Below are 16,571 nucleotides of genomic sequence, written 5' to 3'. Positions count from 1 at the left end.
GGTGGTGCGTTCACTCGACCGGCATCGACTGCCGCGCGTACCGCGCGAACCAGGCCAGGGTCTCGGGATGGGTGACGGCGCCTGCGCTGCTGACGTCGCCGACGGAGGCGCCCTGGAGGATGCGCTTGACCGGCACCTCCAGCTTCTTCCCGGTCAGGGTGCGCGGCACCGCGGTGATCGGCACGATGACGTCGGGCACATGACGGGGCGACAGCCGGCGCCGGATGGCCCCGGCGATCCGCTCGCGCAGCCCCTCGTCGACGGCGGCGCCCTCGGCGGCCACCACGAACAGCGGCATGAAGTAGCCGCCGTCCGGGCGCTCCACACCGACGACCAGGCTGTCGGCGACCTCGGGAAGCTGCTCGACGACGTCGTAGATGTCGGCGGAGCCCATGCGCACGCCCATGCGGTTGAGCGTGGAGTCCGAACGCCCGGACACCACGACGGACAGGTCGGGGTGGACGGTCACCCAGTCGCCGTGCCGCCAGACACCCGGGTAGGTGTCGAAGTAACTGGCCCGGTAGCGGGCCCCGTCGGGGTCGTCGACGAAGTACAGGGGCATCGACGGCAGCGGCGCGGTCACCACGAGTTCGCCCTGCTCGCCGGTGAGGGGCCGCCCGGAGGGGTCCCAGGCGTCGAGCGCGACCCCGAGGGAGGGGCACTGGATACGGCCCACGCGTACGGGCAGCAGCGGGGACCCGCCCGCGAGGACCGAGCAGATGTCGGTCCCGCCGCAGATGGACTGGAGCCAGACGTCCGGCGCGAGCCGCTCGTGGACCCAGCGCCAGGTACTGGCCGGCAGCGAGGAACCGGTCTGCATGATGGAGCGCAGCGCACCGAGATCGAGCCCGGCCGCGGGGTCGGTGCCCGACTTCTCCACGGCGGCGAGATAGGCCGCGCCCACGCCGACCATCGTCGCGCCGGTCCGCTCGGCCACCCGCCAGACGCCGGCGACGTCGGGGAAGGTGGGGCTGCCGTCGTACAGGACGATCGTGCTGCCGTGCAGCAGCCCGCCGACCAGGAAGTTCCAGACCATCCAGCTCGTGGACGTGACGAACAGATAGCGGTCCTCGGCCCGCAGGTCGGCGCCGAGACCGAGGGCCTTGAGCAGTTCCACGACGATGCCGCCGTGCCCCTGCACGATTCCCTTGGGCACCCCGGTGGTCCCGGACGACCACAGGATCCACAGCGGGTGGTCGAAGGGCACGTCGGCGAATTCCAGGGGGCCTTCGGCGGCGGGCAGCCCGTTCCAGGCGTGCACCTCGACGTCGGGACGCCGCGACCACGGCTCGTCCGGCGCGGCGGCGAGCAGGTCGACGGCGAGGACGTGCCGGACGGTGGGCAGTCCCTCCACGAGTTCGGCGACCGCCGCCCGCTTGTCGTACTCCTTGCCGCCGTGCCGGTAGCCGTCCGCCGCCACCAGGACGACGGGCCGCGCCTGGCTCAGCCGGGCGAGCACGCTGGGGGTGCCGAAGTCCGGGGAGCACGCCGTCCAGACCGCGCCGACGGCGGCCGTGGCCAGCAGGGCGACCACGCTCTGCGGAACATTGGGCAGATATCCGGCCACGCGGTCGCCGGGCGCCACGCCCATCCGGCGCAGCGCCGCGGCGACGTCCGCGACCTGTCCGCGCAGCTCCTCCCAGGAGATGTCCACGGGTTCGGCGCCCTCGGTGACGGCGACCAGCGCCGGACGGGTGTCGCAGGCGTGGGCGAAGCACCGTTCGGCGAAGTTCAGCCGGGCCCCGGGGAACCAGTCGGCGCCCGGCATGGACGCGTCCGCGAGTACGGCGTCGTAGCCGCTGACGGCGTCCAGGCCGTAGTACTCCCACACGGCGGACCAGAAGCCGGGCAGGTCCGTGGAGCTCCAGCGCCACAGCTCGGCGTAGTCCGCGAAGTGCAGCCCCCGGGCGGTGCCGAGCCACCGCATGAAGCGGGCGACGTTGGATTCCTGTGTCTCGCGGCGGCCGGGGGACCACAGCAGATCGGTGTCGGACTTCATCGTCGCCTTTCCGGGGGCTGTACGTCGGGCTGGGTGTCAGCCGCGTTCGAGTTCGCGCAGGAGTTCCTCCGACCGGGGCCAGGGCCCGTGGCCGGAGGCGGGGTTGAGATGGCCGACCGCGCCGAGTTCCACGAGCCGGGCGCCCCAGTCCCCGGCCAGTTCGCGCACGCGCTCCAGGGAGCCCAGCGGGTCGTCGGAGCTGGCCGCGACGACGCTGGGGAAGGGCAGTGCCGAACGGGGAACCGGCGTCCAGCCGTTCTCGGCCAGTACCTCCGGGGTGGGATAGCCCTCCGGCAGCGGGGTCTCGAAGTCGGGCGGGGTGACCAGGAGCGCACCCCGTACGTCGGCCTCGTGCCGCCGGGACCAGTGCACGGTGGTGATCACACCGGCGCTGTGGGCGACCAGGACGACGGGCCCGGCGAGCTGTGCCACCACCTTGTCCAGGGAGGCGACCTGGGCCTCGCGGCTGAGCCGGTCCTCGGTCAGCGGCGGCACGGTGACCACGGTCCGGCCGGCTTCGGCGAGCCGGGCGGTGAGCAGGGTCTGCCAGTGCTCCTCCACGTGGTCCCGCAGACCGGGGACGATCACGACGGAGGGCTGGGTGCCGGCGCCGGCGAACGGCTGGGCGTCGGTGCCGGCGGAGGGCTGGGCGTCGGTGCTCACGAGGACGTCTCCGCTTCCTTCGCCGCGGCGGCCTCGGCGAGTCCGGTGATGCGCAGCAGGTCGCGGTCGTACCAGCGGCGGCCGATCAGGAAGGCGACGGCGGCGGCGAGTGCGACGAGCGGGACGATCCGCAGGGCGCCCAGCAGACCCGTCCGGTCCGCTATCGCACCCGTGATCGCGGGCCCGGGGGCCAGCCCGAGCAGGCTGTTGGCCAGGGTGAGGGTGGCGAACGCGGTCGCGGAGATCGCCACCGGGGTCAGGTTCGCGACCATGGCGGCGGCCGGACCCGCCGAGCCCGCCGTCAGCAGCGCTCCCGCGGCCAGCGTGATCAGCTGGAGCGGGCCGGTGGGCAGCCGGAAGGCGGTCATCAGCAGCAGGAGCGAGCCGAGGCTGCACGTCAGCGCGACGTCCCACTTGCGGATCGGGACCAGCTTGCTGATCCGGTCCGAGGCCATCCCGCCGAGCACCATCCCCACGCCGATGACGAGGATGAAGACGCCCGCGGCGGAACCGGCCTTCGCGGTGGGCAGGTCGTAGTAGCGGTCGAAGAAGCTGGGCAGCCAGGAGATCAGGGAGCCGGCGATGAACAGTTGCAGTCCGCTGCCGACGTACGCGCTGATCACGGAGACCGAGGAGAACAGCCGGGGCAGCAGGGCGCGCAGCGCCGCACGCGGGGCCTTCGCCTCGGCGGCGGCCGGCGTCCCGGCGTCGTCCGGGTCCCCGTCCGGGTCTCCGTCCGGGTCCGCCTCCGCCCGGGGGCGCAGTCGCTTCTCCGTGACGACGACCCCGTAGACGGCGGCCAGCACCAGCCCGAACAGACCCATCGCGCCGAACGCCCAGCGCCAGCCGAACTGCTGGGCCACGGCGCCGCCGATCGACACACCGAGCACCGAGCCGAACGCGCCGCCCGCGATGAAGGCCCCGGACAGGGTGGCCCGCAGCACGATCGGGAAGACGCTCAGGACCACGGCGATGCCGACACTCCCGTACGCCGCCTCACCGACGCCGACGAGGAGCCGGGCGAGGAACATCTGGTCGTAGTTCGCCGCCAGCGCGCAGCCCAGGGTCGCCAGGCTCCACGTCACGGCGGCGAACAGCAGGCTCTTCACCCGGCCCCAGCGGTCCGCCACGAGCGACAGGGGGAACGCGAGCACGCCGACCATGAGTGCCACGACGCCGCTGAGCGAGCCCAGCTTGGCGTCGGTGAGCAGCCATTCGTCCTTCAGCATCGGGAAGACGGCGTTCAGTACCTGCCGCGACATGTAGTCGGACAGCAACAGCCCGAAACTCAGGGCGAAAACGATCCAGGCATAGCCTCGGGAGACCGGCCACCCGGACGAGGACGAACTCGTTCCGGGAACGGCGACCGCAGTGGTCTGGAGCCCCATTGTCATCACCTCACGCACTTCTTTGAAGGGGAGTCGGATCAGAACGGTCTGTCGCCCACGATTCCGGCGCGCTCCATCTTGCGGACGGCGGGCCAGTAGTCCTGGACGGCGTAGTGCTGGGTGGAGCGGTTGTCCCAGATCGCCACGCTGTTCGGCTGCCAGCGCCAGCGCACCTGGAACTCGGGGACCGCCGCCTGGCTGAGCAGGTAGTTCAGCAGGTGGCTCGCCCCCGGGGCGTAGTCCTGCCCGAAGCGCACGTTCTCGGGCGTGTGGAAGTTGACGAAGTGGGTGGTGAAGCTGTTGACGAAGAGGATCTGCTCACCGGTCTCGGGGTGGGTGCGCACCACCGGGTGCTCCGCGTCGGGGAAGCGGGCCTTGAGCGCGTGCCGCTGCTCCTCGGGCATGACGGCGCCGAAGCTGGCCTCGATGCTGTGCCGGGCCCGCAGACCCTTGATCTGCGTCTTGATGTGCTCCGGCAGCCGGCGGTAGGCCTCGGCCATGTTGATCCAGACGGTGTCGCCGCCGACCGGCGGCGACTCGATGCAGCGCAGCACCGCACCCATGGCGGGGTTCTCCCGCCAGGTGCCGTCGGTGTGGAGCGCGTTCTCGTAGTGCTCCGGCTTGCTGTCCAGGTCCTTGTAGATGCGGACCAGGCCGGGGTGGTCGGGGTCGCTGCCCGCGACCGGGTGGTCCTCCAACGCGCCGAAGCGCGAGGCGAAGGCGACGTGCTCGGCGCGGGTGATGTCCTGGTCGCGCAGGAAGAGGACCTTGTACTTCAGCAGCAGGGCCTTGATCTCCGCGAACAGGTCGTCGTCACGCGAGGCGTCACCGAGGTTGACGCCGGCGAGCTGCGCGCCGATGTTGCAGGTCAGCGGCTCGACGGTGATCGAGCCCCGGACCTCGGAGCGCACCAGCGCCGGGGTGCCCGTCTTCGGGCTGAGGGTCTGCTCCATGGTGCTTCCTCCTGGAGGGGGGTTGATCCGCGGGATGCGCGGGATCAGAGGACGAAGACGGACGATCCGGTGGTCGTGCCGGACTCGAGGTCGCGGTGCGCCTGGGCGGCGTCCTCGAGGGAGTAGCGCTGGTTGATCTCGATCTCGATGTCGCCGGCGGCGACGTGACCGAACAGCTCGCCCGAGAGTTCCGCCCGCTCGGCGGGGTCGGCGATGTAGTCGGCGAGGGCCGGTCGGGTCACGAAGAGGGAGCCCTTGACGGCCAGCTGCATGGCGTGGATCGGCGGGGTGGGGCCGGAGGCGGTGCCGAAGCAGACCAGCAGGCCGCGGCGGGCCAGGGAGTCGATCGACGACTCGAAGGTGGTCCTGCCGATGCTGTCGAGGACGAGCGGCACGCCGGCGCCGCCGGTGATCTCACGGACCCGCTTCGCGACGTCCTCCGTCCTGTAGTTGACGACGTGCGCGGCACCGTGGGCGAGGGCGAGTTCGGCCTTCTCCTCGGTGGAGACGGTGCCGATCACGTCGATGCCCAGCAGCCTGGCCCACTGGCACACGATCAGGCCGACGCCGCCCGCCGCCGCGGTCAGCAGCACCGTGTCGCCGGACTTCAGCGGGTGGATGCGACGCAGCAGGTAGGAGGCGGTGAGACCGCGCATGGTCATCGCCGCGGCGGTCGCGAACGGGATGGCGTCGGGCAGCTTGATGAGGGAGCCCACCGGCATCACGCGCTCGGTGCTGTACGCGCCCAGCGGGCTGCCGGTGTAGGTGACCCGGTCGCCCTCGGCGAAGTCCGTGACGCCTTCGCCCACGGCCTCGATCACCCCCGCGCCCTCGACGCCCATTCCGGCGGGCAGCGGCGCCGGGTAGAGGCCGGTGCGGAAGTAGGTGTCGGCGAAGTTGAGACCGACGGCCTCGTGCCGGATCCGTACCTCGCCCGGGCCGGGGTCGCCGACGACGACCTCCTCCCAGCGCAGGACGTCGGGACCTCCGGTCTCCTTGAAGCGAACGGCATGTGCCACGGTCGAGCTCCGTAAATGAAGGGAGTTGGGGGGAAGGGCCGCCGGAGCGGGGGGTATGCCCCGGCGGCCCGAGGGACGTGGCACACGGAGCGGCGCGGTGCCACGTCTGGTGTGTGACGGGCGGAACGGTCAGACGTCGCGGAGCATGAAGCCGCGCTGGCCGGGGCGACGGTTCGGCACCATGCCCAGCCGGGCCAGGGTCTCGTCGGCGCTGGAGTAGTACTCGCCGATGTGGTAGATCTTCTTCGCCTCGGCGCCGGTGGCGATGTCGCGGCCCAGCGCCTCGGAGATCTTCACCATCTGCTCCACCTGGGCGACGGACGACATCCGCTCGCCCTTCCTGCCCCACAGGTTGTCCTCGTTGCCGACGCGGACGTGCGCGCCGAGCGCGATACCGACGGCGTTCATGGGGGCGACCGCGCGCATCGAGGACTCGATGGTGAGGGTGGCGCCGTCCGGCACGCGGCGGATGAACTCGATCAGGTCCGCGGGGTGACGGCCGGCGAAGCCGCCGCCGATGGCCACGTAGTTGAGGGTCAGCGGGCCGGTGTAGATGCCCTTGCGGATCAGACGCTCGACGGTCTCCAGCTGGGCCAGGGTGGCGAGCTGGAAGTGGGCCTGGATGCCCTTCTCCTGCAGGCGCTCGAGGTGCTCCAGGTAGAACTCGGGACCGGCCTCCAGGTACATGTCGCGGTAGGCGCGGTAGTACTCGGGCTTCGCGATCGAGGTGCCGTCCAGGTCGTCGTCGGTCATGATCTCGACGATGTTCATCTGGCTGGTGTTGATCGCGATGGTGACCTGGTCCGGCTTCGGGTCCAGCTCGGCCAGCATGTGGCGGGTGTCGTAGGACAGCCAGTTGGCGTCCGACCCCTCGCCCTCGGGGGCGAAGGAGATGGAGCCGCCGATCTGCAGCACCATGTCCGGCACCGCCTCGCGCAGCCGGCCGATCAGCTCGTTGAACATGGACAGGCGCTTGGAGCCCTTGCCGTCGAGTTCCCGCACGTGGATGTGCAGCACCGTGGCACCGGCGTTGTAGCAGTCGACGGCCGCCTGTACGTGCTCGTCCATCGTGAGCGGAAGATCGTCCGCGTCACCGGGCAGCCACTCCGGCCCGTAGGGGGCGACCTGGATCACCAGCTTCTCCTGGTTCTCAGGGAGCAGTGAGTCGTCGTGGAAGTGCACGGTCCGTCTCCTTCGTCGGATCTGGGATCGCACGCCCTGTGCGAAGCCGCGCGGAGTGAGCGCGGCAACGCACAGGGCGTGCGGATCGGTACTGAGTCACCGCGTGCGGCGGACATCGCTGCCTGGACGGACGGCCGTCCGGGCCGGAGGGAACACGCGCCACGGGGGAGTGGTACGGGACCTTCCGGAGGTCGGCCGCGTCGCTGCGGTGCTGCAAAGGTAGGGCCGACGGAAGGTGAACGCTTGACCCACGGAGACAGGTGACTTGTCATTTGGGGACACCCTCCGGGCCGTGCGGAGCGGGCCCGCGCCGACCCGTCCCCGCCCCGTTCCGGCCGTGCTGCTTCTGTGACCGGCAGGGCAGTTGCCGTCGGCGGACACCGGCACGGGCATCGGACCCGGTCGGATCGCCGACCCGGTCCGCGCGGCGGTGCGCGCGCGGGCGCCCGACGCCGCGCGCGGGAGCGCAAGCACTGCGAAACTGGGGGTGAGGGTGAGGGTGAGGTCGCCCACGACCTGATGGACGGTGGTGAGCGTCGTGGCCGATCGGCACCGGGCGCAGGCCGGGGCAGAGGCCGGGGCGGAGGCCGCGCGGTTCGATCCGCGGGGCGCCCCGTTCCTCGGCACCCGGTTCGTCCCGCCCGAGCGGCCCACCACGTTCCTGCGCCGGGCCCGGCTGGTGGCACGGCTGGACCGGGCGCCGGACACCCCGCTGACCCTCGTCGACGGACCGGCCGGAGCGGGCAAGACCCTGCTGGTCGCCGACTGGGCCGCGCAGCTGGGACGGCCGGTGGCCTGGCTCACCGCGGACTCCGCCGACCAGGCGCCCGGCGTCTTCTGGGCCTACCTGGTGCAGGCACTGCGGGCCGGCGGCGTCCCGCTCCCGCCCGACGTCGGGTGCCCGGCGCACGCGAGCCGCGTGGACCGCGCCCTGCTGGCACGGCTCGCGGCCGGCCTGAGCGACCGTACGGCGCCCGCGCTCCTCGTCCTCGACGAGTTCGACCACGTGCCCTCGCTGGAGATAGCCGAGCAGCTGGAGTTCGTGCTGCACCACGCGGGCCCGGGACTGCGCCTCGTCCTGGTCACCCGCAGTGAACCGCTGCTCCCGCTGCACCGCTACCGGGTCGCCGGCAGCATCACCGAGATCCGCGGTGCCGAGCTGGCGTTCACCCCCGAGGAAGCGGCCGCCGTGCTGGACACCCACGGACTGCGGCTGACCGAGGACGCCGTGCGCGGACTGGTCCGGCGCACCGGGGGATGGGCCGCCGGGCTGCGGTTGTGCGCCCTGGCGGCACAGCAGAGCCCCGACCCCGAGCGCTATCTGAAGGAGTTCGAGGCGGGCCGCAGCACGGTGGCCGACTTCCTGCTGGCGGAGGTGCTGAAGCGGCAGCCGCCCGCGACCCAGGACCTCCTGCTGAAGATCAGCGTGGTGGAACGCTTCCGCGCCGGACTGGCCGACACACTCACCGGTCGTACCGACGCCGAGAGCGTGCTGGCCCGGCTGCGCCGGGAGAACGCCTTCGTGGAGCCCCTCGGCCACGACTGGTACCGGCTGCACCCGCTGTTCGCCGAGATCCTGCGCGCGCATCTGCGTGAGCGCCAGCCCGGTCTGGAGACCCGGCTGCACCGGCGGGCCGCGCGCTGGCTGAGCCGGTGGGGTTCGCTCGGCGAGACCCTCGCCCATGGCAGCGCGGCGGGGGACTGGGAGTTCACCTCCCGGGCCCTGGTCGACGACCTGGCCGTCGGACAGCTCTTCAGCGGTCTGTACGCCGATGATCTCGCCGACCTGTTCTCCCGGATGACCGCCGGCACCGGTGCCGGCGGCCCGGCGGTCCACCTGGTCCTCGCCGCCCGCGCCCTGGCCGGCCATGACCTCGACCGCGGACTGACCCACCTGCGCCACGCCGAGCGGGACCTGTGCCCGGTCCCGGCCGACCCGCCGGAGCCGCCGGGCATGTCGCTCACGCGGGCTGCGGCCGACACCGACGAGGACTGGTCCGCGCTGGCCCCCGCACGGATGAGCGTGGCGCTGCTGGAGGCGCTCGTCGGGCGCCTGACGGGGTCCCCGGCCAGGGCCGAACGGGCCGCCGAGGCCGCCCGCGAACTGCGCCGGGCGCTGCCTGCCGACCTGCTGGAACGGCACCCCGAGCTGACCGCGCAGCTGCTGACCCACCTCGGGGTGACCCGGCTGTGGGCCGGACGCTTCGACGAGGCGCGGGCCGCGCTGTCCGAGGCGGCTGCCTGCACGGGCGGGGTCGCCACGGCGTCGGCCCGGCAGGAGTCCCTCGCGCACCTCGCGCTGATCGACTACCTGGAGGGCCGGTTCGGCGGGGCGGAGAAGCGGGCCCAGGCGGCGACGCAGGAGGCGGACCGCTACGGCCTGCCGCCGTCGTCGCGGTCCGGGATCGGACGACTGGTGCTGGCGGCCGTGGCCGTCGAACGCGACGAACTGGACGAGGCCCAGGCGTTGCTCGGCCAGGTGGCCGACGCCCACGGCGGACCGCAGGACCCGGTGCTGGCCGCGCTCGGGGCGATCACCGGGGCGCGGCTGCGGCTGGCCCGCGGGCAGGCTCGTACGGTCGTGGAAGCCGGGGAACCGGCCGTCACCGCAGAGGTCTCCTCCCCGTGGGCCGAGACCGAGGCGGCTCTGGTCACGGCGGCGGCGCTGATCGCCGTGGGGCGCGCCGAAGAGGCCGCCAAGCTGCTGAGTCCCACCGCGGAGCACCGGCCGGCCTGCGCGGTGGCGGCCGCCCGCGCCGAACTCGCCGCGGACGCGGGGGCGGCTGCGGCCACGGGAACCTCTGCGGCCTCTGCGGCCACCGCGGCCACCAGGACCACCGTGGTCCCCAGGACCACCGGGACCACCGTGTCTACCGGGTCTACCAGGACCACCATGGCCACCAGGACCGCGGAAGCCACCGGGGCCACGGCAGCAGCGGGGACCACGGAGGCTTCGCCGGCCGCGGAAGACCTGCGGGCCGCGGAAGACCTGCGGGCCGCGGAAGACCTGCGGGCTGCGGAGGACTCGGCGGCCGCTGAGGCTGCGCAGGACGCCGGGGGTGATGCTCCGGCACCGGACTTCCTGGACCGGCTGCCCACGCGTACGGGCGGCCCCGCGCTGACCGTACGGGCCACCCTGGTCCGGGCGCAGGCCGCCGACCGGGCCGGGGACGCCGCCGCCGCGCAGCGCCTGGTCGGCGAGGCGCTGCGGGAGGCCAGGCGGGAATGCCTGCGCCGGCCGTTCATCGAGGCCGGGCCCTGGATCCGCCCCCTGCTCGGCACCCCCGCGAACCGGGAGCTGGGCCGCGGCTGGCTCACCGTCCGGCAGGGCCCGCACGCGGCGCCGGCCCGGCACGCGGCCCGGGTCCACGCCGGTGCCGAGCAGGGGGCGCCCGTCGTGGAGCGGCTGAGCGCCCGTGAACGCGACGTCCTGCAACGGCTGGCGCAGGTGATGTCCACCGAGGAGATCGCCGCCGACCTGTATCTGTCGGTCAACACCGTCAAGACCCATCTCAAGAACGTCTACCGGAAACTCTCGGTGAACCGGCGCGGCGACGCCCTGCGCCGGGCGCGAGAGCTGGGGATGCTGTGATCCCATCCCTTTCGTCGCCCCTGACCCTGCTTCCGTCCCTGTTACCCGCCCTTTTCGCGGCTGATCCGGCGAGGTGCACACCGTGACAAACTGGCGCGCTCTGGCTGCTCTGGGCACGGCCCAGTTCCTGATGGTGATGGACACGTCCGTCATGAACGTGTCCATCAGTCAGCTGGTCGAGGACTTCGACACCGAGGTGACCGCCATTCAGGCGGTCATCACGCTCTACGCCCTGGTCATGGCGGCTTTCATGATCGTCGGTGGCCGGCTCGGGGACATCCTGGGACGTCGCCGGCTGTTCTTCGTCGGTCTCACCGTCTACGCCGTCGGCTCGGCCCTGACGGCCGTGGCCCCCAGCCTCTGGTTGCTCGCCCTGGGGTGGTCGGTGATCGAGGGGCTCGGCGCCGCGCTGGTGCTGCCCGCGATGGCCGCGCTCGTCGCGGAGAACTACCGCGGACCGGAGCGGGCGGTCGCCTACGGGGTCATCGGCGGCCTCGCGGGGGCCGGCATCGCGGTCGGACCGTTGCTGGGCGGCTGGGTGACCACCTATCTGACCTGGCGACTGGTCTTCGCCGGTGAGGTCGTGATCGTGCTGGTCGTCCTGTGCTGCAACCGGGTGATCCCGAAGACCCCCCGCACCGCCCCCCGGTACGGGCTGGACGGCGTGGGCGCCGCGCTCTCCGCGTGCGGACTCGCGCTGGTGGTGCTCGGTGTCCTCCAGAGCGGCTCCTGGGGCTGGGTCCAGCCGCGCGACGCTCCCTTCACCGTCCTGGGCTTCGCGCCGACCTTCTTCGTCATCGCGGTCGGGGGCGCCGTCCTGGTGGGGTTCCAGCACTGGGAGAGACGCCTGGCGGCCCGGGGCGGGGAACCCCTGGTGCACTCCGCCCTGCTGCGGCTACCGGTGCTGCGTTCCGGGCTGATGGTCCTGCTGAGCCAGAACCTCATCCTGCTCGGACTGTTCTTCACCATTCCCCTGTACCTCCAGGTCGTACAGGGCTTCGACGCCTTCCAGACCGGTCTGCGCCTGCTGCCGGTCTCCGTCACCATGCTCGTGGCCTCCGTGCTCGCCTCCCGGCTCGGGCAGCGCATCGGCGCGCGGGCCGTCGTCCGGCTGGCGCTGACGATCCTGCTGCTGGCCGTCGTCTGGCTGCTCGCCACCATCGAGCCCGTCATCGACGACACCCAGTTCGCGGCCGCGATGGCCGTCCTCGGGATCGGGATGGGCCTGCTCGCCTCGCAGCTGGGCAACGTCGTGCAGTCCAGCGTCGGCGAGGAGGGCCGCAGCGAGGTCGGCGGCCTCCAGTACACCGCCCAGAACCTCGGTTCCGCGCTCGGCACCGCCCTCATCGGCTCCCTGCTCGTAGGCGCTCTGGCCCAGGCGTTCACCGTGCATGTCGCCGACGACCCGCGGATCTCGGACGAGGCCCGGAAGCAGACCGGTATCGCCCTGGAGTCGGGTATCGCATTCGTCAGTTCGCAGCAGGTGCACACGGCCGCGGAGCAGGCCGGACTGACCCCGGCCGACGCCGACGCGCTCACCGAGTCGTATGCGAAGGCGCAGCTGGCAGGCCTGCGGGTGGCGATCCTGGCGGCGGGCGGGATCACCCTCGTCAGTTTCCTGGCCACCTCGCACCTTCCGGCCGTCCGGCCCCGCCGCGCGGCGGCGGACCCCCGGGCCGAGACGATTTCCTGACCACCGGAGGGACACGATGGCCAAGGCGAAGTCCAGGGGCACGACAAGGGTGCGGATCCGGCAGGAGCGCGCCGCCCGCAGGACGCACGCGGACTACACCGGAGGCATCTACGGATCACTGCTCGCCGCGTCGGTCGTGGTGGGCGCCGGCACCCTCGGCCCGCTCCCGCGGCTCGAACTGACGTTGCTGCTGCTCGCCACCAGTCTGGTCTTCTGGATCGCGCACGTGCACGCCCAGCTGTTCGGCGCGCGGCTGGTCCGGCAGTCCCTGGACCGGCACACCGTCGTGGCCGTGTGCCGGGAGGAGTGGCCGATCGTCAACGCCGCGGTGCCGCCCGTGATCGCCGTGGGCGTCAGCTGGCTGCTCGGCATGGACCTGGCCGGCACGCTCTGGCTGACGCTGGCCGTCGCGGTGGCCGGGCAGGTGGGATGGTCGATCGCCGCGGCCCGGGAGGCCCGTGCGTCCTGGGCGATGGCCGCTTCCGCGGGGGTCGTCAACCTCGTGATCGGCCTGCTGATCGTCGTGCTGAAGGTGGGCCTGACGCACTGACGGGACCAACCGCTGCCGGTTCACCTCACCAGGGTGAGGCCGTACGCCGTCGCGCGACGGACCATCGTGGAGCGGGGGAGACCGCGCACGCCACCCGTGGGGAGGGCCGCTCATGCGCTACGAGTTCCGTATCGACGGACACATGTCGAAAACGCTGGCCGAGGCATTCCCCGAACTGGAGTGCGTCGTCGCGGCCGACCAGACCCTGCTCTTCGGGCCGGTCGTCGACGAGGCGCACCTGTACGGGCTGCTGGCCCGGTTCCAGTCGCTGGGCCTGCACCTCGCGGAGATGCGAAGGCTGGCGCAGTGAACCACCGGACCGCCGCCGGACAGGCCCCGGCCCCGCGGTCACCCGGTTCGGGTGATCCCGGGGGCGACGGCCGGGGGGACGCTGAAGGCGAGCGGTCCGTGACGTCGCCGCGCCGGGACACGGCTCCCGGCCGGCGACCGGCACACGAGGAGGAGCCATGACCGTACCGCCTCGTCCGACACCTCCGGCCGGGCCGGAGCAGACCCCCGCCGGGCGCGGCCCGGTCGCCCCGGACGACCCCGCGCGGATGCTCGGCGCCGTGGGCTCGTCCTGGCACTGGGCCCTGGCCACGGCGCTCGCGACCCTGCTGCCCGGCATCCTGATCTTGGTGTGGCCCGACGAGACCCTGCACATCCTGGCGGTCATCATCGGCGTGTACCTGCTGCTCGCCGGGTTCTTCAGATTCATCATGGCCTTCGGCCCGGAGGGCCAAGGGGAACGGATCACCCGGCTCCTGCTCGCGGTGCTGTTCGTGCTGGCCGGTGTGCTGTGTCTGCGCAACCCGCTCCAGACGATCGCCGCGCTCTCCCTGATCGTCGGCGTGACCTGGCTGGTGTCCGGCATGGTCACCGTGTACATGGCCGTCGCCGCCAAGGGCCTGCCGCATCGCGGTGTCCTGTTCGGCGTGGGCGCGCTCGGGGTCGTCGCGGGAATCGTGGTCCTCGCCCTGCCCACCGAGTCCGCGGTCGTCCTGACCCGGCTGCTCGGCCTGTGGCTCGTACTGCTGGGCCTGCTGGAGGTGGCGGTGGCGTTCACCCTGCGGGCCGGACTCCGCAAAGCCATGAGGAGCGGCGGACCGACCTGACCGTCCGGGAAGCTCACCCCTGCCGGGTGAGGCGGTCGGGCGGTCCACCGCCCACGCTGAATGCGCACGAACCGACCGACGGGCGACCGCCTTGTACGGAGGAGGACGGAAAGTGGACGGAAACGTGTACCTCGCCTACGACTACCCGCTCCTGAGCGCGTTCTGGACCATGCTGTGGTTCTTCCTGTGGATCCTGTGGTTCGTCCTGCTCTTCCGCATCATCGTCGACATCTTCCGTGACGACACGCTCGGTGGCTGGGGCAAGGCGGGCTGGCTGATCTTCGTCGTCCTGCTGCCCTTCCTCGGTGTCTTCGTCTACGTCATCGCGCGTGGCAAGAACATGGGCCGCCGCCAGATCGAACAGGCACAGGCGCAGAAGGCGGAGTTCGACAGCTACATCCGGCAGACCGCCACCTCGCCCAGCAGCGCCGACCAGCTCGCCAAGCTGTCCGAGCTGCGGAGCAAGGGAGACATCACGGACGAGGAGTTCCGCCGCGCGAAGGAGAAGATCCTGGCCGCCTGACCGGAGCGGACGCGAACGGCAAGGGCAGCCCCGGCGGTGCGCCCTTGCCGTTTCCCCTGTCCCGGGGTTAGATTTTTCGTACAGAGATTGGACTATGAATCCAGGGCTGGAAAATCCTGGACCGCCGATCCAGACACAAGGGGGAGTGCGGATGACGGATGCGGACCTGGAGAGGGAGCGGGACGCGATCCTGGGCGCCCTGGCCCCGGTTCTCGACGGGATCGTGGCGACCTTCGGACCGGTGTGCGAGGTGGTGCTGCACGACTACCGGCGTCCGGAGCACTCGGTGGTCGCCGTCGCGGGCTCGGTGACGGGGCGCGCGGTGGGCGGGGCGATGAGCGAGATCGGCATGCGGATGCTGGCCCGCGGCGACCACGCGTCCGACGAGCTCAACTATCTGACCCGGACCGGCTCGGGAGCCCTCGTCAAGGCGTCCACGATGGTGCTGCGCGACTCCACGGGCGCGGTGTTCGGCGCGCTCTGCGTCAACGTGGACGTGACCGCGGTCGGTCGGGCCCACGCCCTGCTCGGCGCGCTCGCCGGCCTCGGGGGCGGCACCGCCGAGCCGCCCGTCACGACGTACGGCAACGACATCGACTCGGTCGTCGACGCCATCCTCGACACCCACCAGCTGCGTCACCATCAGCCCTGGGCCGCGCTGGACCGCCCGCAGCGCCTGGAGCTGTTCCGCGGACTGGACGAACGCGGCGTCTTCGCGGTGCGGCGCTCCGTCGAGCAGGTCGCCACCCGCCTCGGCATCTCGCGCGCCTCCGCCTACACCTATCTCTCGCAGTCGAGAGCGGCGGATTCCGGATCCGGCTCACCTGCGCCCGCCGCCACCGCCCCCGACCGGACCGACGAGGGAGTACAGCCGTGACCGCCGCCGCACCCCTGCCCATCACCCTCGACGACGTGCTCGACGCCGCCGCGCGGCTCAAGGGCGTCGCCCACCGCACGCCGGTCCTGCGTTCCAGGACCCTGGACGGCCTCGTCGGCGCGGAGGTGTTCCTCAAGTGCGAGAACCTCCAGCGCGCGGGGGCGTTCAAGTTCCGCGGCGCCTACAACGCGCTCTCCCGGCTCGCTCCCGCGCAGCTCGCCCGCGGCGTCGCCGCCTACTCCTCGGGCAACCACGCGCAGGCGGTCGCCCTGGCCGCCCGCGAACTCGGCACCACCGCCGTCATCGTGATGCCCGAGGACGCCCCGCGCTCCAAGCGGGACGCGACCGCCGGCTACGGCGCCGAGATCGTCACGTACGACCGCTACACCGGCGACCGGGTCGCCATCGCCGAGGCCCTGGCCGCCGAACGCGGTCTCGCGGTCGTCCCGCCCTACGACCATCCGCAGGTGATGGCGGGCCAGGGCACCGCCGCCCTGGAACTCCTGGAGGAGGTCGGTGAGCTGGACCTGCTGGTGGTGCCGGTCGGCGGCGGCGGGCTGATCGCCGGCAGCGCCACCGTGGCCAAGGGGCTGCGCCCGGACATCCGGGTGACGGGCGTCGAACCGGAGGCCGGTGACGACACCCGGCGCTCGCTGGCCGCGGGCCGGCGGGTGACCGTCCCGGTGCCGCGCACCATCGCCGACGGACAGGCCCTGCACACCCCCGGCGAGCTGACCTTCGCCGTCAACCGCCGTCTCGTCGACGAGATCGCGCTGGTCTCCGACGACGAGATCAGGGACGCGATGCGGTTCGCGTTCGAACGGCTGAAGACCGTCGTCGAGCCGAGCGGCGCCACCCCGCTGGCCGCGCTGCTGTCGCGCCGCGCCGGCCCCCTCCCGCCCCGGGTCGGGGTGATCGTCTCCGGGGGGAACGTCGACGCCGGACGCTTCGCCGCCCTGTGCGCGGACCCGGCCTGACGAGCCGGACGGGACCGACGAGCCTGACGGACCTGGCCGG

The 16,571-nt window shown here is 72.4% G+C and carries 14 protein-coding genes; 8 read left to right on the top strand and 6 right to left on the bottom strand.

Annotated elements, in window-relative coordinates; all coding sequences use genetic code 11:
- Positions 1 to 10 precede the first annotated feature (10 nt).
- From ACZ7OY_RS27915 to ACZ7OY_RS27890, 6 genes are all read right to left on the bottom strand, one after another.
- Complete coding sequence (locus ACZ7OY_RS27915) at positions 11 to 1,999, bottom strand: acetoacetate--CoA ligase (RefSeq protein WP_471913910.1); 1,989 nt, start codon at positions 1,997 to 1,999, stop codon at positions 11 to 13.
- Between the two features lie 36 nt (positions 2,000 to 2,035).
- Positions 2,036 to 2,662: an RBBP9/YdeN family alpha/beta hydrolase gene (locus tag ACZ7OY_RS27910; RefSeq protein WP_471913909.1), complete on the bottom strand. Its 627-nt coding sequence runs from the start codon at positions 2,660 to 2,662 to the stop codon at positions 2,036 to 2,038.
- Complete coding sequence (locus ACZ7OY_RS27905) at positions 2,659 to 4,050, bottom strand: MFS transporter (protein WP_471913908.1); 1,392 nt, start codon at positions 4,048 to 4,050, stop codon at positions 2,659 to 2,661. The genes ACZ7OY_RS27910 and ACZ7OY_RS27905 overlap by 4 nt, the downstream gene beginning before the upstream one ends.
- A gap of 38 nt (positions 4,051 to 4,088) precedes the next feature.
- On the bottom strand, positions 4,089 to 5,003 hold the full coding sequence (locus ACZ7OY_RS27900; RefSeq protein WP_471913907.1) for a TauD/TfdA dioxygenase family protein: 915 nt from the start codon (positions 5,001 to 5,003) through the stop codon (positions 4,089 to 4,091).
- Between the two features lie 44 nt (positions 5,004 to 5,047).
- On the bottom strand, positions 5,048 to 6,022 hold the full coding sequence (locus tag ACZ7OY_RS27895; RefSeq protein WP_471913906.1) for a quinone oxidoreductase family protein: 975 nt from the start codon (positions 6,020 to 6,022) through the stop codon (positions 5,048 to 5,050).
- 129 nt (positions 6,023 to 6,151) lie between these two features.
- Positions 6,152 to 7,204: a beta-keto acid cleavage family enzyme gene (locus ACZ7OY_RS27890; RefSeq protein WP_471913905.1), complete on the bottom strand. Its 1,053-nt coding sequence runs from the start codon at positions 7,202 to 7,204 to the stop codon at positions 6,152 to 6,154.
- Positions 7,205 to 7,742: 538 nt separating this feature from the next.
- Here ACZ7OY_RS27890 and ACZ7OY_RS27885 point away from each other — a divergent pair.
- The 8 genes from ACZ7OY_RS27885 to ACZ7OY_RS27850 all read left to right on the top strand — a co-directional run bounded on the left by ACZ7OY_RS27885 (position 7,743) and on the right by ACZ7OY_RS27850 (position 16,531).
- Positions 7,743 to 10,796 (top strand): winged helix-turn-helix domain-containing protein, encoded by a 3,054-nt coding sequence (locus ACZ7OY_RS27885; protein ID WP_471913904.1) that lies wholly within the window; start codon positions 7,743 to 7,745, stop codon positions 10,794 to 10,796.
- 82 nt (positions 10,797 to 10,878) lie between these two features.
- Positions 10,879 to 12,489, top strand: coding sequence for an MFS transporter (locus ACZ7OY_RS27880; RefSeq protein ID WP_471913903.1), 1,611 nt, complete (start codon positions 10,879 to 10,881; stop codon positions 12,487 to 12,489).
- Between the two features lie 16 nt (positions 12,490 to 12,505).
- Complete coding sequence (locus tag ACZ7OY_RS27875; protein WP_471913902.1) at positions 12,506 to 13,039, top strand: hypothetical protein; 534 nt, start codon at positions 12,506 to 12,508, stop codon at positions 13,037 to 13,039.
- 112 nt (positions 13,040 to 13,151) lie between these two features.
- Positions 13,152 to 13,349 carry a hypothetical protein gene (locus tag ACZ7OY_RS27870; protein ID WP_471913901.1) on the top strand — a complete coding sequence of 66 codons (198 nt, stop codon included), beginning with the start codon at positions 13,152 to 13,154 and terminating at the stop codon, positions 13,347 to 13,349.
- 157 nt (positions 13,350 to 13,506) lie between these two features.
- Positions 13,507 to 14,154 (top strand): HdeD family acid-resistance protein, encoded by a 648-nt coding sequence (locus ACZ7OY_RS27865; RefSeq protein ID WP_471913900.1) that lies wholly within the window; start codon positions 13,507 to 13,509, stop codon positions 14,152 to 14,154.
- 112 nt (positions 14,155 to 14,266) lie between these two features.
- A complete protein-coding gene (locus ACZ7OY_RS27860; RefSeq protein ID WP_471913899.1) occupies positions 14,267 to 14,677 on the top strand; it encodes an SHOCT domain-containing protein in 411 nt (136 codons plus the stop codon).
- A gap of 151 nt (positions 14,678 to 14,828) precedes the next feature.
- Positions 14,829 to 15,554: a helix-turn-helix transcriptional regulator gene (locus ACZ7OY_RS27855; protein ID WP_471913898.1), complete on the top strand. Its 726-nt coding sequence runs from the start codon at positions 14,829 to 14,831 to the stop codon at positions 15,552 to 15,554.
- Positions 15,551 to 16,531, top strand: a complete 981-nt coding sequence (locus ACZ7OY_RS27850; protein ID WP_471913897.1) for a pyridoxal-phosphate dependent enzyme — start codon at positions 15,551 to 15,553, stop codon at positions 16,529 to 16,531. The genes ACZ7OY_RS27855 and ACZ7OY_RS27850 overlap by 4 nt, the downstream gene beginning before the upstream one ends.
- The last annotated feature ends 40 nt before the right edge of the window (positions 16,532 to 16,571 follow it).

This window comes from Streptomyces sp. NPDC107559, from assembly GCF_055657365.1.
The sequence above is the reverse complement of the archived record's forward strand: the minus strand, read 5'-3'. Positions and strand labels throughout refer to the sequence as shown.